This is a genomic window from Limnohabitans sp. TS-CS-82, from assembly GCF_002943475.1.
This window is the reverse complement of the sequence record NZ_PTQX01000004.1, coordinates 70,080-93,284: the sequence shown is the minus strand read 5'-3', so window position 1 is coordinate 93,284 and position 23,205 is coordinate 70,080. Positions and strand designations below refer to the sequence as shown.

At 60.8% G+C, this 23,205-nt stretch carries 24 protein-coding genes and 1 riboswitch; of the genes, 2 read left to right on the top strand and 22 right to left on the bottom strand.

The annotated features are described in order from the left end of the window. Nucleotides 1-9: 9 nt before the first annotated feature. The gene (gene thiS / locus C5F52_RS10250; RefSeq protein ID WP_104798266.1) at nt 10-222 is read right to left on the bottom strand and encodes a sulfur carrier protein ThiS; all 213 of its coding nucleotides are present in this window, start codon (nt 220-222) and stop codon (nt 10-12) included. Then, a complete protein-coding gene (locus tag C5F52_RS10245; RefSeq protein WP_104798265.1) occupies nt 215-1,300 on the bottom strand; it encodes an FAD-dependent oxidoreductase in 1,086 nt (361 codons plus the stop codon). Before C5F52_RS10245 ends, thiS begins: the two co-directional genes overlap by 8 nt. Nucleotides 1,301-1,329: 29 nt before the next feature. On the opposite strand from C5F52_RS10245, the gene thiD reads away from it, so the two are divergent. Beyond that, complete coding sequence (gene thiD / locus C5F52_RS10240) at nt 1,330-2,193, top strand: bifunctional hydroxymethylpyrimidine kinase/phosphomethylpyrimidine kinase (RefSeq protein ID WP_104798264.1); 864 nt, start codon at nt 1,330-1,332, stop codon at nt 2,191-2,193. Here thiD and C5F52_RS10235 read toward each other — a convergent pair. The 15 genes from C5F52_RS10235 to C5F52_RS10165 all read right to left on the bottom strand — a co-directional run bounded on the left by C5F52_RS10235 (nt 2,154) and on the right by C5F52_RS10165 (nt 17,471). After that, nucleotides 2,154-2,936: a 3-oxoacyl-ACP reductase gene (locus C5F52_RS10235; RefSeq protein WP_104798263.1), complete on the bottom strand. Its 783-nt coding sequence runs from the start codon at nt 2,934-2,936 to the stop codon at nt 2,154-2,156. The two genes, thiD and C5F52_RS10235, sit on opposite strands and share 40 nt — an antisense overlap. After that, nucleotides 2,933-4,102, bottom strand: coding sequence for an ABC transporter substrate-binding protein (locus C5F52_RS10230; RefSeq protein ID WP_236657818.1), 1,170 nt, complete (start codon nt 4,100-4,102; stop codon nt 2,933-2,935). The genes C5F52_RS10235 and C5F52_RS10230 overlap by 4 nt, the downstream gene beginning before the upstream one ends. Next, nucleotides 4,099-4,869: an ABC transporter permease gene (locus C5F52_RS10225; RefSeq protein WP_104798262.1), complete on the bottom strand. Its 771-nt coding sequence runs from the start codon at nt 4,867-4,869 to the stop codon at nt 4,099-4,101. Before C5F52_RS10225 ends, C5F52_RS10230 begins: the two co-directional genes overlap by 4 nt. After that, complete coding sequence (locus C5F52_RS10220) at nt 4,869-5,627, bottom strand: ABC transporter ATP-binding protein (RefSeq protein WP_236657817.1); 759 nt, start codon at nt 5,625-5,627, stop codon at nt 4,869-4,871. The genes C5F52_RS10225 and C5F52_RS10220 overlap by 1 nt, the downstream gene beginning before the upstream one ends. A gap of 19 nt (nt 5,628-5,646) precedes the next feature. Continuing rightward, complete coding sequence (locus tag C5F52_RS10215; protein ID WP_104798261.1) at nt 5,647-7,311, bottom strand: acyl-CoA reductase; 1,665 nt, start codon at nt 7,309-7,311, stop codon at nt 5,647-5,649. After that, nucleotides 7,308-8,381: a long-chain fatty acid--CoA ligase gene (locus C5F52_RS10210; protein WP_104798551.1), complete on the bottom strand. Its 1,074-nt coding sequence runs from the start codon at nt 8,379-8,381 to the stop codon at nt 7,308-7,310. The genes C5F52_RS10215 and C5F52_RS10210 overlap by 4 nt, the downstream gene beginning before the upstream one ends. Nucleotides 8,382-8,415: 34 nt before the next feature. Continuing rightward, nucleotides 8,416-9,702: a cytosine permease gene (locus C5F52_RS10205; RefSeq protein ID WP_104798260.1), complete on the bottom strand. Its 1,287-nt coding sequence runs from the start codon at nt 9,700-9,702 to the stop codon at nt 8,416-8,418. Nucleotides 9,703-9,762: 60 nt separating this feature from the next. Then, nucleotides 9,763-9,865, bottom strand: a riboswitch (TPP riboswitch). 23 nt (nt 9,866-9,888) lie between these two features. Then, nucleotides 9,889-10,929 carry an NAD(P)/FAD-dependent oxidoreductase gene (locus C5F52_RS10200; RefSeq protein ID WP_104798259.1) on the bottom strand — a complete coding sequence of 347 codons (1,041 nt, stop codon included), beginning with the start codon at nt 10,927-10,929 and terminating at the stop codon, nt 9,889-9,891. 26 nt (nt 10,930-10,955) lie between these two features. Next, nucleotides 10,956-11,282, bottom strand: coding sequence for a ferredoxin FdxA (fdxA, locus tag C5F52_RS10195; protein WP_104798258.1), 327 nt, complete (start codon nt 11,280-11,282; stop codon nt 10,956-10,958). A gap of 96 nt (nt 11,283-11,378) precedes the next feature. Continuing rightward, nucleotides 11,379-12,665 (bottom strand): sulfate adenylyltransferase subunit 1, encoded by a 1,287-nt coding sequence (locus tag C5F52_RS10190; RefSeq protein WP_104798257.1) that lies wholly within the window; start codon nt 12,663-12,665, stop codon nt 11,379-11,381. Nucleotides 12,666-12,678: 13 nt separating this feature from the next. Then, nucleotides 12,679-13,608 (bottom strand): sulfate adenylyltransferase subunit CysD, encoded by a 930-nt coding sequence (cysD, locus tag C5F52_RS10185; RefSeq protein ID WP_104798256.1) that lies wholly within the window; start codon nt 13,606-13,608, stop codon nt 12,679-12,681. Between the two features lie 22 nt (nt 13,609-13,630). Further along, nucleotides 13,631-14,386, bottom strand: a complete 756-nt coding sequence (locus tag C5F52_RS10180) for a phosphoadenylyl-sulfate reductase (protein WP_104798255.1) — start codon at nt 14,384-14,386, stop codon at nt 13,631-13,633. Nucleotides 14,387-14,478: 92 nt separating this feature from the next. Continuing rightward, the gene (locus C5F52_RS10175) at nt 14,479-14,850 is read right to left on the bottom strand and encodes a DUF934 domain-containing protein (RefSeq protein WP_104798254.1); all 372 of its coding nucleotides are present in this window, start codon (nt 14,848-14,850) and stop codon (nt 14,479-14,481) included. 24 nt (nt 14,851-14,874) lie between these two features. Next, entirely contained in the window at nt 14,875-16,659 is a 1,785-nt protein-coding gene (locus C5F52_RS10170; protein WP_104798253.1) for a nitrite/sulfite reductase, read from the bottom strand. 20 nt (nt 16,660-16,679) lie between these two features. Beyond that, entirely contained in the window at nt 16,680-17,471 is a 792-nt protein-coding gene (locus tag C5F52_RS10165; RefSeq protein ID WP_104798252.1) for a sulfite exporter TauE/SafE family protein, read from the bottom strand. A gap of 128 nt (nt 17,472-17,599) precedes the next feature. Here C5F52_RS10165 and C5F52_RS10160 point away from each other — a divergent pair, with 128 nt between their 5' ends. Next, nucleotides 17,600-17,848: a DUF3297 family protein gene (locus C5F52_RS10160; protein ID WP_100133337.1), complete on the top strand. Its 249-nt coding sequence runs from the start codon at nt 17,600-17,602 to the stop codon at nt 17,846-17,848. Nucleotides 17,849-17,923: 75 nt separating this feature from the next. On the opposite strand, the gene cynS is transcribed toward C5F52_RS10160, so the two are convergent. The 5 genes from cynS to C5F52_RS10135 all read right to left on the bottom strand — a co-directional run bounded on the left by cynS (nt 17,924) and on the right by C5F52_RS10135 (nt 23,199). Further along, complete coding sequence (gene cynS, locus C5F52_RS10155; RefSeq protein WP_104798251.1) at nt 17,924-18,367, bottom strand: cyanase; 444 nt, start codon at nt 18,365-18,367, stop codon at nt 17,924-17,926. A 120-nt stretch (nt 18,368-18,487) separates the two neighbouring features. Further along, on the bottom strand, nt 18,488-19,825 hold the full coding sequence (locus C5F52_RS10150) for a leucine-rich repeat-containing protein kinase family protein (protein WP_104798550.1): 1,338 nt from the start codon (nt 19,823-19,825) through the stop codon (nt 18,488-18,490). 2 nt (nt 19,826-19,827) lie between these two features. Continuing rightward, entirely contained in the window at nt 19,828-21,240 is a 1,413-nt protein-coding gene (gene chrA / locus C5F52_RS10145; RefSeq protein ID WP_104798250.1) for a chromate efflux transporter, read from the bottom strand. 45 nt (nt 21,241-21,285) lie between these two features. Next, entirely contained in the window at nt 21,286-22,920 is a 1,635-nt protein-coding gene (locus C5F52_RS10140) for an FAD-dependent oxidoreductase (protein WP_146100067.1), read from the bottom strand. Nucleotides 22,921-22,926: 6 nt separating this feature from the next. After that, on the bottom strand, nt 22,927-23,199 hold the full coding sequence (locus C5F52_RS10135) for an oxidative damage protection protein (RefSeq protein WP_104798248.1): 273 nt from the start codon (nt 23,197-23,199) through the stop codon (nt 22,927-22,929). Nucleotides 23,200-23,205 lie beyond the last annotated feature (6 nt).

Here is a 23,205-nt window from a genome sequence, read left to right as displayed (position 1 = left end):
GTGTGCTGATCAGCCGCCGGTGATGGGCGAAATCAGTTCGATTTTGTCGTGGTCGGCCAACGCGTGCCCTGCGTATTGGCCGCGTGGCACAAACTGCAAATTCACAGCGGCCGCAAAGGGGGGCTGAATGCCCGAGGCTGCCACGGCATCGGCCAAGGTGGCGCCTTGCGGCAGGGAGTGGGGTGCTTGGTTGATCAGCACTTGAAGGGGCGTGTCAGACATGTTCAAACTTCAGTTGGAATTGTGTTGCCAAGTGGGTGGTGTGGTGTTGCACCCATTCCACCACCACGTCGAGCATGGCGGGCGAGATCAAAAAGCCGTGGCGGTACAGGCCGTTGATCTGCAAAGTGCGGTCGCCCAAACAACGGATGGCAGGCAAATTGTCGGTCAAAGTGGGGCGGGCCTGGGTGGTGACCTCCAAGATGCGCGCTTCGGCAAAGCCGCTGTGCACCGTGTAGGCCGCGCTGAGCAACTCCAGCGTCGAGCGCACGCTGGCGGGCGAGAGGTCTTCGGTCTCAATCTCGGTCGCGCCGATGACGAACACATGGTCTTCTTTGGGCGCGATGTAAATCGGGTAGCGCGGGTGGATCAAGCGGGTGGGCCGCTGCAGCGTGACTTCGGGGGCATGCAGGCGAATCACCTCGCCGCGCACACCGCGCAGTTGCGGCCACTCGGTGCGCGCGCCCAAGCCGCGGCAGTCGAATACCCAATCAGGTTGGCCGGTTTTGCCTGGCTGAAAGTCTTCTGGCGCGCGCGGGCTGTGCCAGTGCAGGGCGACGTTTTGTTGTTCTAGGCTTTTGAGCAACGCAGCCAGCAATTGACGGTTGTCGAGCTGGCCTTCACCGGGCAAGTACAGGGCTTGGGCAAAGCGGTTTTCCAGCGCGGGCTCGTGTTGCAGCAAACCTTCTGCGTTCAGGGTTTGTGCCGCAGGCAAGCTGGGCAATTGTTGTTGTGTGCGGTGCATCAGCTGCTCAAAGCGTTTGGCCTCGGCCGCATCTTGGCGGTGCCACAGCACCAGCGTGCCGTTTTGCTGAAAGAACACCGGTTCAGACAAAGGGGCGATCAACTCGGGCCAACGCTTGAGCGCGTGCTGGCCCATCTGCACCACGGGCAGTTCGGTGATGGCCGATTCGGCCAGCGGTGCCAACATGGCCGCCGCCACACGCGCCGCTGCACCTTGAGCGTCAGGGCCTTGGGCTTCGTACACCGTCACGTGGTGGCCGAGTTGCGCCAAGGTGTGGGCCAGCAAACGGCCCATCAGGCCCGCGCCTAGCACCACGCTTGAAAGTTGTGCGCTCATTGAATGAGGTCCTTTGTGATTTGCGGATAATGCCGCCCATGAACAATTCTTACCGCTACGCACGCGTGCTCACCATTGCTGGCTCTGACAGTGGCGGTGGTGCCGGCATTCAAGCCGACTTGAAAACTTTTGCGGCCTTGGGCTGCTACGGCATGAGCGCCATCACCGCCTTGACTGCGCAAAACACCGTCGGCGTGCAAGGCATTCACGCCGTGCCCGCCGAGTTTTTGAAAGCGCAAATTCAGGCCGTGGTGGAAGACATTGGTGTCGACGCCATCAAGATCGGCATGCTGCATGCGCCCGGTATTGTGGAGGTGGTGGCATGGGCCATCGACCATTACCAGCTGAAGAATGTCGTGCTCGACCCCGTGATGGTGGCCACCAGCGGTGACCGCTTGATTGCCAACGAAACCGTGCAGGTGTTGGTGCGCGAGTTGTTCCCGCGTGTCAGCGTGATCACGCCGAACTTGGACGAAGCTGCCTTGCTCTTGGGCCGCGACATTCCCAATGCCCAAGCCTTGGACACCGCCGCGCAAGATTTGCTCGCCATGGGCGCCAAAGCCGTGTTGCTCAAAGGCGGGCACTTGGCGGGCGATGAGGTGGTCGATTTGTTGGTGCAGGCCAACGGCCCTTCGCAACGCTTGGCGTCCACGCGCATTGCCAGCCGCAATGTGCACGGCACAGGCTGCACCTTGTCGTCGGCCATCGCGGCGCACTTGGCTTTGGGGCATGGCTTGAGCGATGCCGTGCGCTTGGCGCGCACCTTCATCTTGGGCGCGATTGCGCAAGGCGCAGACGTGACCACGGGCCACGGTCATGGTCCGTTGAATCATGGTTTCGCGCCCGTGCCGCTTCATCGCATCACCAACCCGCCGTCGACCGTCAACACCTGACCGGTCATAAAGCGGCTCCAGTCAGAAGCCAAAAACAGCACTGGCCCTGCCACATCGTCGGGTGTGGCCAAGCGGCCCAGCGGGGTTTGAGCGATGAGTGCGTCTTTCACCGATTCTTTGGTGGCGCGGCTGGAGTCGGTGGGGCTCACCAAGCCCGGTGCTACGCAATTCACACGAATGCCCAAGGGCCCTAACTCAGCGGCCAGGTTGCGGCTGAACCCCACGAGTGCGGCCTTGGCCGTTGTGTAGTCGTGGTAGGCGATGCTGGGTCGGTCCACCAAGTCGCTGGTCAGATTGATGATGCTGCCTTGCCCGCGTTGTTTGAAGTGCGGCAGCACGGCTTGGCACACGTTGTAGGCCGCATGCACCGCGCCATCAAACTGCGTTTGGTAAGCCTGCCAAGACACATCGCCAAAACGTTGGCGGTGGTCGGGGTCGAAGGTGTAGGGGCTGAAGGCGTTGTTCACCACCGCATCGATGCGGCCTGTTTCGCGCAAGGCCTGCGCCACCATGTCGTTCACCGCTTCGGGCGAACGCACATCGGCTGACAGTGCCCACGCATCGCCGCCGAGTTGCTGGCATTGGGCCACCACGTCTTGGGCGGCGGCGTGGCTGCTGAGGTAGTTCACGAGCACCATCGCGCCTTCGCGTGCAAACGCTTTGGCAATAGCCGCGCCAATGCCGCGGCTGGCGCCTGTGACCAAGATCACTTGGCCTGCGAAGTTGCGGGGTGTGGCGTTCATTGCTGGTTGGCCGATTTGGCGCTGGGTTGAGACGTGACTTTGGGTTTTGCGGCTTTGTTCGCGCTGGCCGCCACAGGTTGGGTGTGGCTCGGCAACAAGTCTTGACTGACCACATCGCTCACTTGGATGTCGCGCTGAATCACGCCAAAGGCTTTGTAGGCCTTCGCGCCTTTTTGCAGGCCAGCCATGTCGAAAGCGCCCAAGCCGCGTTGGTCGGTGATGGCCGACACGCTGGACTCGTTGCGCAGCCGAATGATGTCCAAGTTCATGCTGGCGTTTTGGCCGTCGATGGCGTACTTCACGGCGAGCTTGGCCGCTTCTTCGGGGGACTGCATCATCCACTTAGCGCTGTCTTGGTAGGCATGCAAGAAGCGCTTGAGCACGTCTTTTTTCTGCTGGTACGTATCTTCACGCACCACGAAGAAGTCGCTGGAAATATTGAGGTGGTTTTTGACTTCCATCACGTTCACACCACCCAAGCCCTTTTGGCGGCCCACCAAAAGGCCCGTGTCCGTGGCGGCTGTGGCGTCCACTTGGCCTTGCATCAGCGGCGCAAAATTCAATAAGCCCGTGACGACCACGGTCACATCGGCCTCCGTCAAACCGGCTTGGTTCAACAGCACTTGCAAGTTTTGGCGGGTGCCGCTGGACAGGCTGTACACGCCAATGCGCTTGCCTTTGAGGTCGGCGGGTTTGAGGATGTTTTGCGATTTCAGTGACACCACGTTGAAGACGTTTTGCGGGTAGATGTCGTAGATGGCGCGCAGCTTCTCGCCCTTGTCCAAGGCGGTGAAGAACGAGCCGGGGTCGGTGAAGGCTACGTCGGCCTGACCGCTGAGCAAGTTGCGCAGAGCGTCGCCACCGCCCGCACCCGGCACGTAGCCCAGTTCAATGCCGCGGGCTTTGAAAAAGCCTTTGTCTTCTTCCACCAGCAAGTTGGTGATTTCGGTGATCGGTTTGCTCCAGCCGGCCACCACCACTTTGTCGAGTTTGGGGGCGGCTTGAGCCCAGCCAGCGGTGGGTGTGGCCACAGACAAAGCCAAGGCGCAAGTGACGCCCAGGGCGCGTGCTTGGGAGCTTAAATGGGCGCTGAGTTGGGTGCTTACGCAGGCCGTGAGGCGACGCAGCCAACGGCTAGAAGTGCGCGAGGTTGTGTGACAAGTCATGACGAGGTCCTTGTGGAAAGTTCTGAAGCGGTACCGAGCAAACGGCGTTCCAGCCATTCACATATTTTGTAAAACGTGAGCCCGAGCACCGTGATGACGGTGAGCACCGCAAACATCAGCGGCGTGTCCATCGAGCCTTGCGCGGCAATGATCAAGGCACCCAGCCCACGGCTGGCACCAATGAATTCGCCCACCACCGCACCGACCCAAGCCAGCACCACGGCCACGCGCAAGCCCGCCATGATGTTGGGCAAACCGGCGGGCAGCTTCAAGCGCCACAAGGTTTGCCACGGGCTGGCGCGCAGCATGCGAAACAGCTCCAGCTTGTTCGCATCGACTTGCTGCATGCAGGTGGCGGTGTTTTCTAAAAGCGGAAAAAAACAAATCAAAGCGGTCATCACCACCGTGGGCAAGGTGCCAAACCCAAACCACACGATGAACAGCGGGGCCAGCGCGAGCTTGGGCACCACTTGGCTGATCACCACGTAAGGCATGAGCACGCCACGCAAACGCGCCGACTCGCCCAACACCACGCCGCCCACAAAACCCATGGAGGCACCCAGCAACAGGCCCAACACCACCTCGGTCAGCGTGTGTGCGATGTGCGGCCACAAGTAGCCGCTGTTCAGTCCTTGCCACAGCGATTGCGCCACCACCGAGGGGGCGGGCAGCACCAAGGGCGAGGTGTGGCCCACGCGCACAGCTGCTTCCCATGCGGCCAAGCAAGCCAAGCCCAGGAGTGTGGAGAGGAGGGCGTCGCGTTTCATCACAGCGTGGCGTCCATGGCGTGTCGCAGCTGTTCGCACAGCGTGTTGAAGGCGGGGGTGTAGCGCATGGCAATTTGGCGCGGGCGCGGCAAGTCGATCTGCAAGGGCGTTTGCATGCGGCCTTGGTGCATGAGGCTGACGCGATCGGCCAAGTACACCGCCTCGCTGATGTCGTGCGTGACAAACAGCACGGCGGTGCCGTGCGCTTGGCACAGCGCCAAAAAGTCACGCTGCAAGTCTTCGCGCGTGATGGCGTCGAGCGCAGCAAATGGCTCGTCCATGAACAAGACCGACGGGCGGGTGATCAAGGCGCGGGCAATCGCCACGCGGCTTTGTTGACCGCCCGAGAGTTGATGGGGTTTGTCATCGCGCAGCGCGGTCAGGCCCATTTGCGCCAGCAGTTGTTCGCCGTGGACGCGGTGGTCGTTCGTGACGGTGCCGTGCAAGCTGATCGGCAGCAACACGTTGTCGAGCACGCTGAGCCAATGGAGCAGCGTGGGGGACTGAAACACAAAGCCCATGTCTGACGTGGGCTGCTGCACGGTCTGGCCTTTGAGCTGGACCTGGCCTTGTTGGGGCGTGAGCAAACCCGCCGCGAGTTTGAGCACCGTGGTTTTGCCGCAGCCGCTGCGGCCAATCAGGCAATGAATCTCGCCAGGCGCGAGTTGCAAGCACACGTCACGCACCACCTCGCCCCGTTCGGGGTAGGCAAAGTGCAGGGCGTTGAGTTGCAAAAAGGGCATGGGTGAAGTGGTCATCGCTAAAAAGTTCACTGCGTTAAACCTCGTAGGACGTGAAGCGCTCGGCCTCACGTTCGGTAGAGGCCTCGATGTCCACCATGCGCACCAAGTCGAGCAAGCTGAAACGCCCATCGTGATGCCAGCCAGCTTCGGGAGAGGTCATGGCGCCTAAGGCGCAAATGCGTGTCACACCCGCTTGGCCCAAGATGCTGCCCAGATGCAGCAACTCTTCGGGGGCAGCGACCAAGCCCACGGTTTGCAAGTAGTCGCGTTGCGGGGCGATCAAGGGCAGCACGTCATCTAACGTGTCCACGGCGACCACCAACACATGTCGATTCAGCGGGCCTGCGGTGAGCGGCAGAGGGCGGTCGCTGAACACCACGGTGCTGTGGCCCGTGCTGCTACCCAGCACGGTATGCAGGGGCGTGTGCTGTGCGCTGTCGTTCAATGGTGTGTCGCTGAAGTCGGTGCTGCTGTTTTCAGTGCCGCGTTGCGCGTCGTCCTGCAGTGACGCGAACTCATGGGCCTCACGCCAAGCGCCCACTTGCGCAGCTTCTTCGAGCGAGAGCGCACGACGCGGCAGCTTGTGTTGCAGACCAGCCAGCGCGTTGGCCAGGTGTTGGGCAAAGTCTTGCGGGCTGACTGGCGCACCGCGTTGCACGTAAAACACATGGGGCGAATAGCAGCCTTGTTGGTCGTAGCGCGCCACATCCAACGCCGCTTGACGCGCCACGCTTGGGGCCTTGTGCACCGACAGCGCGGCAGCCGACACCATGCCAAAACTCAGCTTGTGGCCATGTGGCAAAAAGCGGGTGGTCACGGGGACGTGGGCTTGCATGGCGCTCAAGGCTTCGTTGCCGCCATAGGCCAGCACGACGTCGGCCAAGGCGAAAGTTGTTTGATCGGAGGCGAATTCTTCGGCGTTTAGGCCTGTGTTTTCCGCGTTGCTGTGGGCTTGACGGAGGGGGTTGTTTTGGTCGTGTCCGGCGGCACTGCTGGGCCACCACACCACCGCAAAACAATCTGCCCAGCGCGGTTCGACTTCGGCCAGCAGGCGGGCGAACAGCGTGGCAAACACCGGCTCAGCACTGGCCACTTTGCCAATGGAACCCGCCTTGACCAAGAGACCCGAGACAAAGCTCCACATGGGTAAGGCCGGCACATTGCCGGCCCACACATGCACCAACAACTCCGGCCCAAAGGCACGGGTCCAGCCGCCTTGGGTGCGGGGTTGAAACTCGTCCAGCACTTTAGGGTTGGCGAAGTCTTCGGCCACAAAACGTTGCAACTGCAAGCCGCGGAAGGTTTGCAAATAGGCGTTCAAATTCAAGCGCACCATCTCGGCGTCAAAGCCCGTGGCTTGAGGCAACAGGTGTTCGAGTTGTTGTCGATAGACATCGCGTGGGTCAAGCAAGCGGGCCGTGGCCATGTCCAGCACGCGCACGATGTCAGAGACGTGCATGGTTTTCAAATGCGTGCGGCTGGCGTGTTGCACGCGCTGCGCCAGGGCCGTCATTTGCGCGATGGTGAGTTGGGGCACATCGACTTGCCATGGCGCTTGCTGTGGACCCAAGTTGATGTCTAGGCTTGTGCCCGTGCCCGTGCGCGCAGGGATGCCCGTGCCCATGCTCAAGCGATGCCACGTCACGTCGGCATCGTTCAAGCCTGGCAGGTAACCCGCTTTGAAAACCGAGGCGCTCATGCTTGCGCCGCTTTCAAAAAGTTGTCCACGGCCATTGAGCAGCCTTTGGCTTGTGCGCCTTGGGCGCGGCCCAGCAACACAAAGCCATCGGCAGTGGCTTGGCCCACGTCTTCCGTCAAGATGGTGACCACCGAATTGAAGTTAGCCAAATCGGTGTGCGCCAAGATGCCGCGCTCACTGGCCGCCACGTCTAGGCCTGTCAACGGGTCGACCAAGCGCGAGCGAATCCAGTGCGGGCCGCGTTTGACCGAAGGCACTTGCCGGTTGCCCGCGTCGTAAAACTGGGTGCTCAACTCGGTCATGCCGTACATGTTGAGGCACTGGTCACGGCTCACGCCAAAGGTCGCGCTGAGTTGCTCGTAAAACGCATCCATCGGCACTTCGCGCGATTGGCCTTTGAAGCCGCCGGTGTCGAGCAAGCGGCTGCCTGCGGGCAGTTGAAACGTTTGCCCACGCGCTTGCAGGGCGTCCATCAGGTGCACAAAGCTGTAGCTGGCGCCTAGCAGTGCAAAGGGCTCGCCCGAGTCTTGGGCGTGTTGCAGTGCCTCGCACAGGGCGTCGGTGCGCAGACCGTTTTCGTCCAAGTAATACGCGCTGTCTGGCGTGCCAAAGTGGGCTATGGCCAGCGCCAAGTAATGGGCCAGCGAGGAGTTGGGCATCAGCACCTCGTTGGGAAACAAAATGCCCATGCGCAGTTTGGCGTCGCTTGGCATGACGTGTTGCGCAAAGTTACGCAGCATGGAGGCGTCGTACACCGCCATGGTGGGGTGAAAGTGTCGGCCTTTCACATCGCCGCGTGTGGTGCCGCTGGTCATGAAGGTGCGTGCACAGATCTCGGGCGGCACGCAGCTGAGCGTCAAGTCTTTGAATGCATTGATCGGCACGGCCGGAATGTCTTGCCAGCGTTTCACCACGCGCGGGGTTTTGCCGCGGCGTTGGCAAAATTTTTGAAACGGGCGGTTGTGTTCAAACTGGTGGGCGAAGAGTTTCAGCGCGAGCGCGTTGAAGTCGTCGTCGCTCACCGTGGGGCGTGCGATGAATTCAAGCAATTCTGAGACGAGGGCGTTCATGTTGAAACCTTGGGTGCGTGTTTGAGTGCAGCGGTCACTGGCTTGCGCCACGCGTCGTGGCCCCATGCGTGGCGTTGTGGGTGAGGCGAGCGAGGGTGAAGGTCAGCAAGAGGCTGGGCAAGGCCGAGCCGTATTGCGGTGCCCAAGTGGCGGCGGCATGAAACACCGCCACGCCCAGCAGCCACAGCGCGGCAGCGATCAGGTCAACTTTGGGGGGGAGCGCATCGTCCGGCGTGCGCATGACCGTGGCCCAACGGCCCAAGATCACGCCATACAGCGGCACAAACACCGAACTGAGCATCAGCAAGAAAGGCTCCAAGCTGTGCATGGGCAGCACCAAGGCCAGTGCCGTGCACAACACCGCCAAGGCCAAGCCCCAGCGGCGAGTCGACCAAGTGGGTTTGAGGCTGTTGGCGGACACCGCGCCCGAGTACACATCGCCATAAGCGTTGTCGAGTTCATCAAGCAAGATCAAACCGAGGGCGAGCAAACCGCCTTGTGCGAGCAACAAGGCCATCACCAAATCGGTGCCGGGTTCGGACACGCTGGCCACCAAAAAGCCCAAGGCGTAACACCACGCATTGGCGATGGCATAGCCCACCCATGTGCCCGCGAGTGTGCTGCGCCCGCTGCGGCCATGACGGGCGTAGTCGGCCACCAATGGCAACCACGACACAGGCATGGCCATGACCAAATCGATGGCCGAGAGCATGCCCATGCTGCCGTCGCTGGGGCGTGCCATGAAGGCGGTCAAACCTTGTGCGCTCGCCACGCCGATGAAGTGCCAACTCAACCAAAGGAGTGAGCCGATGACCAGAGGCAAGCCAATGCGGCTGACAAACTGGCGCACCAGAGTGAGCATGGAGCCCGTCATCAACAGGGTGAGCACGCCGCCCCACAGCAAGGTGGGCCAAACGATGTGGAATTGGGCACCCAATGCCCGTTGACCAATGGCTGCCGTGCCATCGCGCATGACCACCAGTTCAAAGGTGGTCCAACCGATCAATTGCACGATGTTGAGCAGCACAGGCAGGCGGGCAAAGGCGCTGCCGTACACGCGGTGCATCAGCCCTGCGCTGGACAGGCCGCTGTCGCAACCCAGCTTGGCCGTGGACGCCAACAAGGCCGAGCCCACGATGGAGCCGATCACGATGGCGATGAGCGCATCGCGCGTGCCCATGGCGGGCACCAAATACGCACCCACTTGCATGACCAGCAGGCCAACCCCAAGGCTGAACCACAGCGAGGCGTGAGAAAACCCAGTGAAGACGCGCGCGTCTTCACCCACGGGGGTGAGTGATGTGTTGTGTGTATTTGCCATTGCTTGTCTCAAGTAAATGGCAGTTCGGCGAGGCCTGGGGCAACCCATTCAAAGTGGTTGCTCTGTGAAGGCTAGCTTCCCTGCGCGAGGATTACCTCAATCAGGTTCAAAGGGACTTTCTCAGTCGAAGTCGGTGACGGCTTCAACACCCCTAGCGAATGCGCCATTGCTGACGCGGTGCGAATTTTAAGCGATACCCAACAAACGGTGAAGTTCTGTAGAGGTGGTGGTGTATTGCAGCAAGGTTTTGCGGGTTGGGTGCACGATGGCTGCCGCGCCAAAGGCGGCAAGGGTGGCTTCGTGAAAGCCACACAAGATGAGTTTTTTCTTACCCGGATAAGTGTTGATGTCACCCACGGCGAAGATGCCCGTCCTATCGGTGGCAAAGGTTTCGGTGTTGACCACCAGTTGCTTGCGTTCCATGGCCAAGCCCCATTGGGCGATGGGGCCAAGTTTGGGCGAGAGGCCCAAGAAGGCGATCAAGTGCTGCACGGGACGCTCTAAGGCGCTGCCGTCGGGTGTTGCAATGTGCAGCGTGTGAAGGTGACCGTCGGTGGCGAGCAAGCCCGTGGGCTGGCCAATTTGCAATTGCAAGGCGCCGCTGGCGATGGCGTCACGCATGGCTTGCAGCAGCACAGGCTCAGCCGTGAACACATCGCGGCGGTGCATCAGCGTGACGCTGCGGGGGGGCTTGGCTTCGAGGGTGAGTTTGAGTGCACCCGCCACGGCGGATTCTTCACCGCCCAGCACCAACACGTCTTGGCCCGCAAAGCGCGACGCATCACCCAAACGGTAATGCACATGCGTGCCTTCTAGGGCGGGTGCGCCCTCGACAGCCAGTTTGCGGGCTTGAAATGCACCCACCCCAGCCGCGATGACCAACACTTTGCACATGAAATGCTGTTGCGCAGAGGTACGCACCGAGAGGCTGCCATCCTCCAAGTGCGTCACCTCAGTCACCTCTTGGTTGAGGTGAAACGTGGGAGCGAAGGGCTTAATTTGGGTTTGCAGCTGCGCCACCAATTCACGGCCCGTGCAGACAGGAATGCCGGGAATGTCGTAAATCGGTTTGTCGGCGTACAGCTCGACGCACTGGCCGCCTACGTGGGGCAGTGCATCCACGACATGACAGCGAATGTCTTGCAGGCCCAGCTGAAAGGCCTGAAACAGGCCCACAGGACCTGCGCCTACGATGACGGCATCGGTGTGAATCGTCTGTGCCGTCATGGGGCGGGTGCGCGCTCGGGCGCGGTTTAACGCTGCAGTTCGGCGAGTTTGCCGGACTTGTCTTTCCACACCTCGGCGTCGGCCATGGGGGCTTTGCGCTTGGTGATGCTGGGCCAGCCGATCAAGGACAACTCGGCGTTGAGCTTGGTCATGTGTTGTTGACCGTCTGGCACGTCTTCTTCGGCGTAGATCGCGTTGACGGGGCACTCGGGAATGCACACGGCGCAGTCGATGCACTCATCGGGGTCGATGGTGAGGAAGTTGGGGCCTTCGCGGAAACAGTCGACGGGACAAACGTCCACACAGTCGGTGTACTTACATTGGATACAGGCTTCGGTGACAACGTGCGTCATGACAATTCAATCAGTAAGAAAAGGGGGCGTCAGAGCAAACCTCTGACCGCTAAACCCTTGATTTTAAACGGCTCTGCTCGGGGACTGGGCTGGCGCTCAGTTCACCAACACGGCGCCTGAGGTTTTGTGGGTGGCTGTGTCGACCAACACCAGTGCGCCCAAGATGCGCGACTGCTTGAACGGCAGCGTCACCAAAGGCTCTTGCAGCGCCAAAGTGACGTGGCCAATGGCGTTGGGGGCCAGTTCGGTGGCTTCTTCCTCGGCCAAGGTGTTGACGTTCAGGCGGTGCACCACGCGTTGCACTTTGGCTTTCACCCAGCGGTGGCCGTGCAAAGCCCAGTACACACGCCCAGCGACCAAGGGCTCATCGTCCATCCACGCGACGGTGGTGTTGAGCTGGCGCTGGCCTTCGGGGCTTCCCTCAGCGGCCAGCAGCCAGTCGCCACGTGACACGTCGACTTCACGGTCCAGCACGATGCCCGCGCTGTGGCCTGCGGCTTTGTTTTGTGGCTCGCGTGTGGCCGACAGCACTTGCGACACCACCGCGGTTTGGCCGCTTGGGAAGACTTTGATGGTTTGGCCTGGCTCGATGGTGCCTGTGGCCACACGACCCCAGAACACGCGGCGGCCTTGGGTGGTCACGCCAGAGTCGTGGAATTTTTCGACCCATTGCACGGGGAAGCTGAAAGCCACCTCGGTTTCAGCGGGCGTGTTGGGCAACTCTTCCAAGATGCTCAACAGGCTGGGGCCGGTGTAGCCGCACCAAGCGGCTTGATCGGCGTTGGTGGTGTCCACCACGTTCCAGCCTTTGAGGGCGGACACGGGGACCATGGCTGTGATGCGGATGCCCGCCTCAGTGGCAAATTTGCGCAACGCAGCTTCGATGTTTTGGTAGGCCAATGCAGGGTCGTCCACCGCGTCGAGTTTGTTGATGGCAAACACGATGGAGGGCACGCGCAGCAGGTTGACCAACAGCGAATGGCGACGCGTTTGAGGCAGCAGCTCTAGGCTTGGGTTTTTCCAATCCAGCTTGATGGCATCGACCAACACCACGGCGGCATCGGCGCTAGACGCCGCGGTCACCATGTTGCGGGTGTATTGCTCATGGCCGGGGGCGTCGCCGATGATGAACTTGCGTGCTTCGGTGTTGAAGTAGCGGTAGGCCACGTCGATGGTGATGCCTTGTTCTCGCTCGGCGGAGAGGCCGTCGGTCAACAACGCAAGGTCGGTTTCGCCTGAGCGTTGCACGCCGGCCAAGTGGTCTTGCAGCACGGCTTTGGTGTCTACAAGCAAGCGGCCAATCAAGGTGCTTTTGCCGTCGTCCACCGAGCCACAGGTGATGAATTTAAGAGCGTTTTGGGTAGTTGTATTTGTTGTTGTCATCAAATTCACCGTCTTAGAAATAGCCGTCTTTTTTGCGCTTCTCCATCGAAGCCTCGGAGGTTTTATCGTCCATGCGTGTGGCCCCGCGCTCGCTGACATCAGCGGCCAAGGTTTCGATCACGATTTGTTCAGGCGTGGCCGCGTCGCTCTCCACCGGGCATGTGCAGGTGATGTCGCCCACGGTGCGGAAACGCACGTCACGAATTTCCACTGTCTCGCCGTCTTTGGGGGGGGTGAGCTCGGTCACGGGCACCAACAGGCCGCGGCGGTCTACCACTTCGCGCTTGTGCGTGTAGTAGATCGAAGGCAGCGCGATTTTTTCGCGGGCGATGTATTGCCACACGTCCAGCTCGGTCCAGTTGGAGATGGGGAACACGCGAAAGTGCTCGCCGGGCTGCAACTTGTGGTTGAACAGGGTCCACAACTCAGGGCGCTGGGCCTTGGGTTGCCATTGGCCAAAGCTGTCGCGGTGGCTAAAGATGCGTTCTTTGGCACGGGCTTTTTCTTCGTCACGGCGGGCGCCGCCGATGAGGGCGTCAAAGCGGAATTCTTCGATGGCTTCGAGCAAGGTGACCGATTGGTGCACGTTGCGGCTTTCGCCGGGATGCGCCAAACGCACGGTGCCTTTTTTCATCGAGTCTTCCACGCTGCGCACGATCAGCTCAGCGCCGAGTTCTTTGGCGCGTGAGTCACGGAAGTCCGTCACTTCTTTGAAGTTGTGGCCCGTGTCGATCATCAACAGTGGGTAAGGAATGCGGCCAGCGCCAAAGGCTTTTTCCGCGCACTTGAGCATGACCAGCGAATCTTTGCCGCCCGAGAACAACAGGGTGGGGCGCTCAAAAGCAGCGGCGACTTCGCGCAAGATGAAGATGGTTTCTTCTTCCAGCGCATCGAGGTGGGTGTTGCTTAAGTGGTGCAACTCGTTTTGGGTGGTAGCGTTCATGACGTTTCTCTGTATCTAACTTTTATTTCTTCACGTGCAAGCCGCACTCTTTGGCGGCTTCGTCTTCCCACCACCATCGACCCGCGCGAAACTCTTCGCCTAGGCTGATCGCACGGGTGCATGGTGCGCAGCCCACGCTGGGGAAAAACTGGTCGTGCAGCGGGTTGTAGTCCACGTCGTTCGTGGCGATGTAGTGCCACACATCGCCCCATGTCCACTTGGCCAAGGGGTTGAACTTGCTCAAATTTTTGGTGACCACTTCGCTGTCGTCTTGCAAGGGCACATCGGCGCGGGCGCTCGATTGCTCTTGGCGCAAGCCGGTGATCCAAGCGCGTTGGCCTTGGAGGGCGCGTGCGAGTGGTTCCATTTTGCGAATGCCACAGCATTCTTTGCGCAGCTCAATGCTTTTGTACATCGCATCTTGGCCTTGGTGGCGCACAAACTGGATGACCGATTCATGCACAGGGCGATACACGTTGATCGTGGCGCGTGAGGTGGCCTCGGTGCGCTCCAGCAAAGCCAAAGTCTCAGTGTGCAGCGCACCGGTTTCGAGCACGAACACGGGAATGTCGAGCTTCAAGCTGTTGATGAGGTGGGTGATGACCACGTCTTCTGCACCCAAGCTAGAGGCTTGCGTGACGGGCGAAAACTCAGCCGCTGCGCGTTGCAGCAAGGCTTGTGTTTCGGCCAGCTTGGCGGCGAAGTCGTCGCTGGCGCGGGCGTTCAGCGTGGTGGCTTTGGAGGCACCGTTGGGGTTGAAAGAAGAGGTTTGGCTCATAAAAGTTTCAAGTGGCGACTCAGCGGTTGAGGGCGCTTCGTACGCTGCGGGCCTCAACGCTGGGTGCGTGAAATTTGAAAGAATGGCAGTGCTTACGACGCGTCCGCAAAGAGGGGCGTGGCGTGTACCGCGTCGCCTTGGTAGAAGCGCGTGTACAAGCCGAGCAGCTTTTCACCGTGGGCGGCGTCTTGGTCGTCACGCAGCACCGCGCTAGAAAAACCGCTGCGCTGCATTTGCAGCAGCTGGTCGATCAGCACATCGCCGTGGGCGCGAATGTCGCCCGTGAAGCCACGGCGGCGCAGCACAAAAGCTTGACTGAAAGCACGGCCATCGGTGAACTTCGGGAAGTTCAGGTCGATGCGCTCCAAGCCTTCGAGGTCCAAGGTTTGCACGTCTACGTCGTTGGCCAAAGCGCGGGCGTTGGCACCTTCAGAAGTGTGTTGGGTGATGATTTGCAACGTCATATTTCTTCTCGATCTGGTTCAGGCTTAGGCCGCACGCGCGGTGGTGTTGCGGGCGGCGTTGGCGGCGGCTTTGAAGTCGTCGATGCCGACGCGGTTCAAGGTGCGGGCGAAGGTTTCGGCGCTTTCGCGTTTGTCGCGGTACACGTCCAAAATGGCTTCCACCACATCCACCACTTCGGCGGCGGCAAACGAAGGGCCCACCACTTTGCCGGCTTTGGAGGGGCCGCTCAAGAACGAACCGTCCGAGCCGCCGAGCGTCACTTGGTACCACTCTTGGCCGTCTTTATCGACACCCAAGATGCCAATGTGGCCGCTGTGGTGGTGACCGCAGGAGTTGATGCAACCGCTGATGTGCAAGTCAATCTCGCCCAAGTCAAACAACTCGTCGAGGTCTTGGTAACGCTCGGTGATGGCGGCGGCGATGGGCAGCGAACGGGCGTTGGCCAAAGCGCAGTAGTCGCCGCCGGGGCAGGCAATCATGTCGGTCAGCAAGTGCACGTTGGCGCGGGCAAAACCAGCGGCTCGTGCCGCTTGGTACAGCTCGGCCAACTGGTCGATGCGCACCCAAGGCAGCACCAAGTTTTGGTCGTGGTTCACACGCACTTCGCCGGCGCTGAATTGGTCAGCCAAGTCGGCCGCGATGCCCAATTGGTCAGCCGTCGCGTCGCCTGGGGCTTGGCCCAAACGCTTGAACGACAAGGTGACCACGCGCAGACCTGGGTTTTGGTGGCTGGTCACGTTTTGTTGCAACCAACGGGTGAACTCTTTGTCGGCGCGTGCCTGGGCCAGCAAGGCTTGCTCAGCCTTTTCTTGGGCTTCATCCGACACCACGTCGACTGGGGGCGAGACGAAGCAGGCGGTCACGCGGTCGAGCTCGGTTTGTGGGATGGTGTGGTGGGCGCCGCTTTCCAAGATGCGCTCGTATTCGGCTTCCACTTCGTCAAAGTAACGTTGGCCTTCGGCCTTCACCAAAATTTTGATACGGGCTTTGTAGATGTTGTCGCGACGACCCCAGCCGTTGTACACGCGCACCACGGCTTCGAGGTAGTTGATGATTTGGTTCCAAGGCAAGAACTCGCGAATCACGGTGCCAGTGATGGGCGTGCGGCCCATGCCGCCACCGACCAACACTTGGAAGCCCACTTCGCCGTCGTCGTTGCGCAACACGCGCAAGCCCACGTCGTGCCACGCAATCGCGGCACGGTCTTCGTTGGAGCCGGTGATGGCGATTTTGAATTTGCGGGGCAAGTAAGCGAACTCGGGGTGCAAGGTGCTCCACTGGCGCAGCACTTCAGCGTAGGGGCGTGGATCGACTTCTTCGTCCACCGCAATGCCAGCGCGCTCGTCGCTGGTGATGTTGCGAATGCAGTTGCCGCTGGTTTGAATGCCGTGCAGATTGACGCTGGCCAGCAGCTCCATCACGTCGGCGCTTTTGTCCAAGGGAATCCAGTTGAACTGCACGTTTTGACGGGTGGTGAAGTGGCCATAGTTGACCGTGAGTTTGGGGGCGTCAATGCCGCCAATTTTGTCTTGCGTGCTTTGTGCGCGGGCCAGCAACTCAGCCGAAGGTGTGTCGTAGTCACGGGCGATTTGGGACAACACGCGCAACTGGGCGCTGTTGAGTTCGCCGTAAGGCACGGCCACGCGCAACATGGGCGCGTAGCGTTGCACATACCAGCCGTTTTGCAAACGCAAGGGGCGGAATTCGTCGTCGGCCAATTTGCCTGCGAGGTTGCGGGTCAGTTGGTCGCGGTACTGCGCGGCGCGGGCTTGAATGAACTGCTGATCAAAGTCGGTGTATTGGTACATCTGAAACTCAGGCAAAAAAATTAAGCGAAAACCAGTTTGCTACCAGCCCAAGCCAGCAACACAGAAAGGATGGAGCGAATCACCCGCTCGGGGGTTTTGTGCATCAGCCGTGAACCCACCCAAATGCCGGGCAAAGAGCCCGCCAACAAGAGCGACAACAACGGCCAATCCACCGAGCCCAACGAGGCATGGCCCAAACCAGCGACCAAAGTCAGTGGCACGGCGTAAGCAATGTCAGCGGCCACGATACGGGACAAAGGCAATTGCGGGTAGAGGATCATAAGCACCGTCACGCCAATGGCACCTGCGCCCACGGAGGTCAGGGTCACCAAGGTGCCGATCACGGCACCAAACAACACGGGCAGGGCCCAATGACGGGGCTGGGTGGCGGCGTTCAGGTTCTCTTCGGCCAGCACCACAGGGGTTTGTTTGCCACGAATCACCTTGAACAGCATGGCGCTGGCGGTCAGCAACAGGGCCAGTCCGAGGGTGAAGGTCATCACTTTTTGCACGGCGGGGTCGGAGGGGCCGACGTTGTGCAACACCCACAGCGTCACGGCTGAGGCGGGCAGGCTGCCTGCGCACAAGGACATCACCACACGCCAAGGCACCAAGCGTTGGCGGGCAAAGCTGAACGTGCCGCCTGCTTTGGTGAAAGCGGCGAATAACAAATCGGTGCCCACCGCCATGTAAGGCTTGATGCCAAAGAAGAAAATCAAAATCGGCGTCATCAGCGAGCCACCGCCCACGCCTGTTAAGCCAACAATGAGGCCGACAAAGAAGCCGGCAAAAACAAATCCAAAATCTTGCATGGCACGGACTGTAGGTGCTCTTTATGCCAAAACCAACGATTTCTTAGTTGTACATATATGCTTTATTGGAATAAGGCAGGTTTTGCGGTGCGCCAAGCCCGTTCTCAAATCATGGAAAATCACCCGCTATGACTGAACCTACCACCCGCCCCGAATTGCCCGACCGCCTGTCTGTTGACCCGCGCAGCCCCCACCACATCGCCGCCGTGTTTGAGCACGACATTGGCATCCGCTTCAATGACAAAGAGCGCTTTGACGTGGAGGAATACAGCATCAGCGAAGGCTGGGTCCGCGTGCCCGTGGCCAAAACCCGTGATCGCAAGGGCAACCCGCTGGTCATCAAGATCAAAGGCAAAGTGGAAGCGTTTTACAAGTAAACCGCCTGCGGCATGTTCAAAAGGGGCTGACACCGTACGGTGTCAGCCCCTTTTTTCGTGCAATGAATCGTTGGCTCAATACTGCTTGTAAGGCAAAAACTTTCCCGACAGCACCACATTCACGCGGTCGCCTTTGGGGTCGGGTTGACGCTCAATGTCCATCGAGAAGTCGATGGCGCTCATGATGCCGTCGCCGAATTCTTCGTGAATCAGCTCTTTGATGGTGGTGCCGTACACGCTGACGATTTCGTACCAGCGGTAGATCAAGGGGTCGGTGGGCACGGGCGTGGGCAGCGAGCCTTTGTAGGGCACGACTTGCAGCCACTTTTGCTCTTCGGCGTTGAGGCCAAAGATCTTGCCAATCACTTTGGCTTGTTTGGCGTCTAGGGTCATTTGGCCCAAGCAGGCGGCGGTGGTCCATTCTTTGGAGAGGCCCACTTTGTTGGCCACGTCCTCCCACTTGATGCCTTTGGACACTTTGGTGCCAATGATTTTTTCGGTCACGTCGTTGCGGTTCATGGGGGTCGTCCTTGTGGTTAGCGGTGTTTCAAACCATTTAGCAAGGGCTGGGCCATGCACAGGGTGCGACGGTGGTGGGTTTTTGCCTCAGTTTGGTGCGCAGGCTTGGGCAGGCGTGTCTTAGGCGGCCACAAGTTGGGCCAAGGTGTGCGTGATCTGCACAAACAAAGGGCGTTGCACGGGCGAAGCCTGCATGCAGGCGGTTTGCAGGGCTTGCAAGCTTTGCTGTTGCCGTGCGTGTGCCGAGTGTGTGTTTGGATGGGCCAAGTCGGTGCGGGCCAGTAACTCTTCCAGCAAACAACCAAAGGCACGCACTTCCAGCCGCTGCAGGGCTTGGGCCATCTCGTGTTGATTCGGGTCTAAGAATGCGGCCGCACCAAAGTCGCCCAACAACGCGTGTCCATCGGGGGTGCACAAGATGTTGTGCGCGTACAGATCGCCGTGGTGAAGGCCGCGTTCGTGCAAATGCTGCGCGGCAGAGGCGATGCTGTGCGCCAGTCGCAGCAGCGCGTCCCAAGTGAAGCGCGTGTCTGGCGCGTACACGTCGCGTGTGCACGAGGCCAAGCTGGGCGGGCCTGCCAAGTTTTGGAAATGAGGCACCACCAAAGGCATGGCCAAGGCTTGTTTGCCGTCAGGATGGCCTGTCACGGGCGCATGCACCGCCACGAGGTGGGCGTGTGCTCCCGCATGCAAGCTGGCCGCCATCTCGCTCAAGGGCAAGCCGTCGCTGGTGAGGTCACCTTTGAACACTTTGACGGCGATGGGTGTGGCGGCTAGGCGCCAGTTCGCGCGGTAAATCAGGCCCGATGCGCCTTCGCCCAGCAAGGCTTGAACCTCTAAGTCGGCCCAGTCGATGGCATGGGTGGTTGCATGGGCCAGCGCTGCCGCTTCGAGAGGGGCGCAAAACGGGTTGCCCGCAAACGCCAGCCAGCTCAGGCGCGGCAGGTCCAGCAGCCATTCGGGCAGCGCGGTGAATTGGTTGGCCGAGATGCGCAGCAACGCCAGCTTGTGCAAACCCGCCATGGATTGGGGGAGCGTGCGCAAGCGGTTGCCTGCCAGCATGAGTTTTTGCAGCTCGGTGCAGTGGCCTAGCTCGGTGGGGAGTGTGTCAATTTGGTTGTCCGTCAAGATCAACCAGCGCAGGCGTGGTGGCAGCGCCTTTGCCGAGACGTGGCGAATCCGGTTGGCTTTGAAGCCCACCATGGTGAGCTGCGTGCATTGGCCCAGCACCTCGGGCAATTCGGTGAACGGGTTGTCTGAACAGAAGATCACTTGCAGCTTGTGCAAGCGCGGCAAGTCGTCGGGCAGGGCGGTGAGTTGGTTGCCTGACAAATCCAAAATTTCCAGCGTGTCGGCCAGCTCAAAAATCTCACGCGGGAACGTGGTCAAACCCTCGCGCAATTGCAGACGCGTGATGCCTTGAAGTTCTCCGGCGCGGAGTTGCGTGAGGGTGTGCACGGTCAAAGCGGCAGGGTTTTGATGGCGATGCCGATCAAGGCGCACACGCCAATCACCTGCATCACGCTGCGTTTGTATTTGAAAAGAGCCACGGCTGCGCCCATGGCGATCAAGGCGGAGCGCCAGTCAAACCCCATGCACAGCGGGTCTTGCCAGTTGCAACTGCTGAGCGCTTGGGCTTGTGCGCTGCCAAAGCCTTGGGGCCACAGCAAGTGGTAGCCAAAGAACAGCGCCAAGTTCAGCACCACGCCCACCACGGCAGCCGTGATGGCGGTGAGGGGCGCGGTGAATTTGAGGTTGCGGTGCGTGCTCTCGACCAGCGGGCCGCCCGCCATGATGAAGATGAAGGAGGGCAAAAAGGTGAACCACGTCACCAAGCACGCCGCCAAAGCGCCTGCCGCAAACAGGTGGTCCGGCCCCAGCAGCGCTTTCAGGTAAGCACCCACAAACGCCACAAAGGCCACCACCATGATCAGCGGGCCGGGCGTGGTTTCGCCCAAGGCCAAGCCGTCCATCATGTGCGTGGGCGTGACCCAACCAAAGCGGTCTACCGCGCCTTGGTACACATAGGGCAACACGGCGTAGGCGCCACCAAAGGTCAGCAAGGCCGCTTTGGTGAAAAACCAGCCCATTTGCGTGAAAGTGTGGTCCCAGCCAAACACGGCACACAACACGCCCATGGGCACGCTCCACAACACGGCACCCGCCACCAGCACTTGCATCAAGCCTGACCAGCTGAAATGGGCGTGGTCGGGCGTCGGCGTGTGGTCGTCAATCAACGCGGCGCCGTACGATGCGTGGCTCGCCCCGTGGCCGCCGCCCACTTGAAACGTTTGGGGTGACAGCCGTCCGCCCACATAACCCACCAACGCGGCGCCACCCACGATCAACGGGAACGGCACGTTGAGCGCAAAGATCGCCACAAACGATGCGGCTGCGATGGCCCACAGCACCTGATTTTTCAAAGCCTTAGAGCCAATGCGATGCGCCGCCTGCACCACGATGGCCGTCACCGCAGGCTTGATGCCGTAGAACAAACCAGCCACCACGCTCACCTCACCAAATGCGATGTACACCCAAGACAGCGCGATCAAGATGAACAGCGAGGGCAACACAAACAAGGCACCCGCCACCACGCCGCCCCAGCGTTTGTGCATGAGCCAGCCGATGTAGGTCACCAGCTGCTGCGCCTCCGGCCCGGGCAACACCATGCAGTAGTTCAGCGCGTGCAGAAAGCGTCGCTCAGAAATCCAGCGACGTTCCTCCACCAACTCTTGGTGCAAAACAGCAATTTGCCCCGCAGGCCCGCCAAAGCTGATGAAGCCCAGCTTGAGCCAAAACCAAAAGGCTTGGGCCAAGCTCACGGGGGCTGGCGCTGTGTGGGGCGAGGGGTTGGGGTGTGCGGAATCGGTCATGTCAGAAGTATTGCGCGGTGAGGGCGTGAATGTGCGTGAAGCGGGTTAGTGCTTGTTCGTGAAACGTGCGGCGTCTAGGGCCTTGGCTAATTTGGCTTCCACCGGCAGCGGCTCTCCCTGCCAGCGGGCGGCCAAGATCTCGCCACACAACAGGGCCAAAGTCAGGCCGCGCGAGCCCATGGCCGCGTTGATCCACAAACCCTCTGGCGCGTTTGGCACGGCGCCCACAACTGGAAACCGGTCGGGCGTGCCACAGCGAATGCCAGCCCAACCACGCACGCTGGCGTGGGTGTCCAGCTGGGTGTTGAGTGCCGCAGACGTGGCGTGCATAGACTCGCCTTGTGCCGTGTTGGGCACACCAAAAAGTGGCGCCAGCACTTGCGCCGTGTCGGGCAGCAAGGCGGCGAGGCGGCTGTGGTTTTCGCGGTGATCGGCGTCCAACACCTCGGGCTGGTCGTTGAGTCGGTCGAAGGTCGAGCCCACAAACCACGCGGGCCCTGCTTCGGTGGGCACGCTGTGTACAAAAGCGCCATTGCCGTTCACGGGCGTGGCGGGCATGGGCGCATCGGGAATATCGGCCATCAAGCCCCACGAGATTTGGCCGCGCAAGGGGTTGATGCGCGGGCTGCTGCCATCCGCGGTGGCTGTGGCGACCAAGGCGGCAGAGCCGGGGCCAGCGGCGATCACCACGCGGCTTGATTCAGCCAAAACGGTGTGGCCTTGCAGCACTTGCCACGTTGCAGAGTTTGGCGTTTCGTCGCCTGTCGCGATGCTTTGTGAAGGGCGGTCCACGTACTTCAACGCATCCGCTTGGGTGTGACCTTGCCAGCGGATGTTCGGGTGGTTGAGCAGGGCGCGCACCAGTGGGGCGGGCTTGATCCAAGCGCCTTTGGCGTGCCAATAGGCATCGTCTGGGGCGGGAGGTGGTGCTTTGTGGGTCCAGTCTTGGGCCCATTCGGCGTGTTCATTCAGCCAACTCAAAGGCACGCCACCGCGCCGTGTTTTGCCGGGCAAGCGACGCTCCAGCACACCGGTGGGCGACCAGTCGGTGCCTTCGGTGAGCCACGTTTGCAGGGTGTGGCGCATCAAGCGCACGCCAGCACGGGTGAGGCGCGAGACCGCGCTGTCGTCGTGCGAGGTGTGCGGTGCGATCACGCCCACGGGCAAGCCCGAAGCGCCTGCGGCAGGCGCGCTGCCAGCATCTAAAACGGTGACTTGCCAGCCCCGTTCGGCCAAGGCCCGTGCCGTGCCCGCGCCAGAAATGCCTGAGCCAATGACGGTGACCGTGCGTGCGCCGTGAGGCCCTAAATGGGCGGGCGGTAGGCAAGGCCCCGTGGGGTGCTGGCGCAGCAGTTCGGCAAATTCCGGCGAATCGCCGATGCACAAAGTGAGCGAGATGTGGCCTTGCGCAAAGCGCAGCCGGTGCATGCCGGGCAGCAGGCCCCAGCATTGCTCCGCCACTTGGTGGGCGAAGTCAGCGGGGAGGCTAGAAACGTCGCGGCACGCGGCGTGTACAGATTCAGCGTTGTGGCTGAGCGCCAAGACGTGCAAATGCGTGGGCCGCTGTGGGTCCAGCGTCCAAGCGTGCCAAATGGCTAAAAAAGCGGGGAGGTCGAGGTTGGCTTGCGCCACGCACCAGCTGGCGTGGCCTTGCCAAGCGTGTGGCTGCGATGGCGTCACGCCCAATCAGGGGCTGGGGGGAACGTAGCCTTGCACGGCGTCAGCGCCGTCGCCGAAGAAATGGTTTTCCATTTGGCGCTTGAGGTAGTCGCGGGCGCGTTGGTCGGCCAAGTTGAGGCGGTTTTCGTTGACCAACATGGTTTGCTGCTTCATCCATTCAGCCCACGCTTGTTTGCTGACCGATTGCCACAGGCGTTTGCCCAACTCGCCGGGATAGGGCGGAAAGTCGAGGCCTTCAGCTTCGGTGCCGAGTTTGATGCATTGAACAGTGCGTGCCATGGTGAT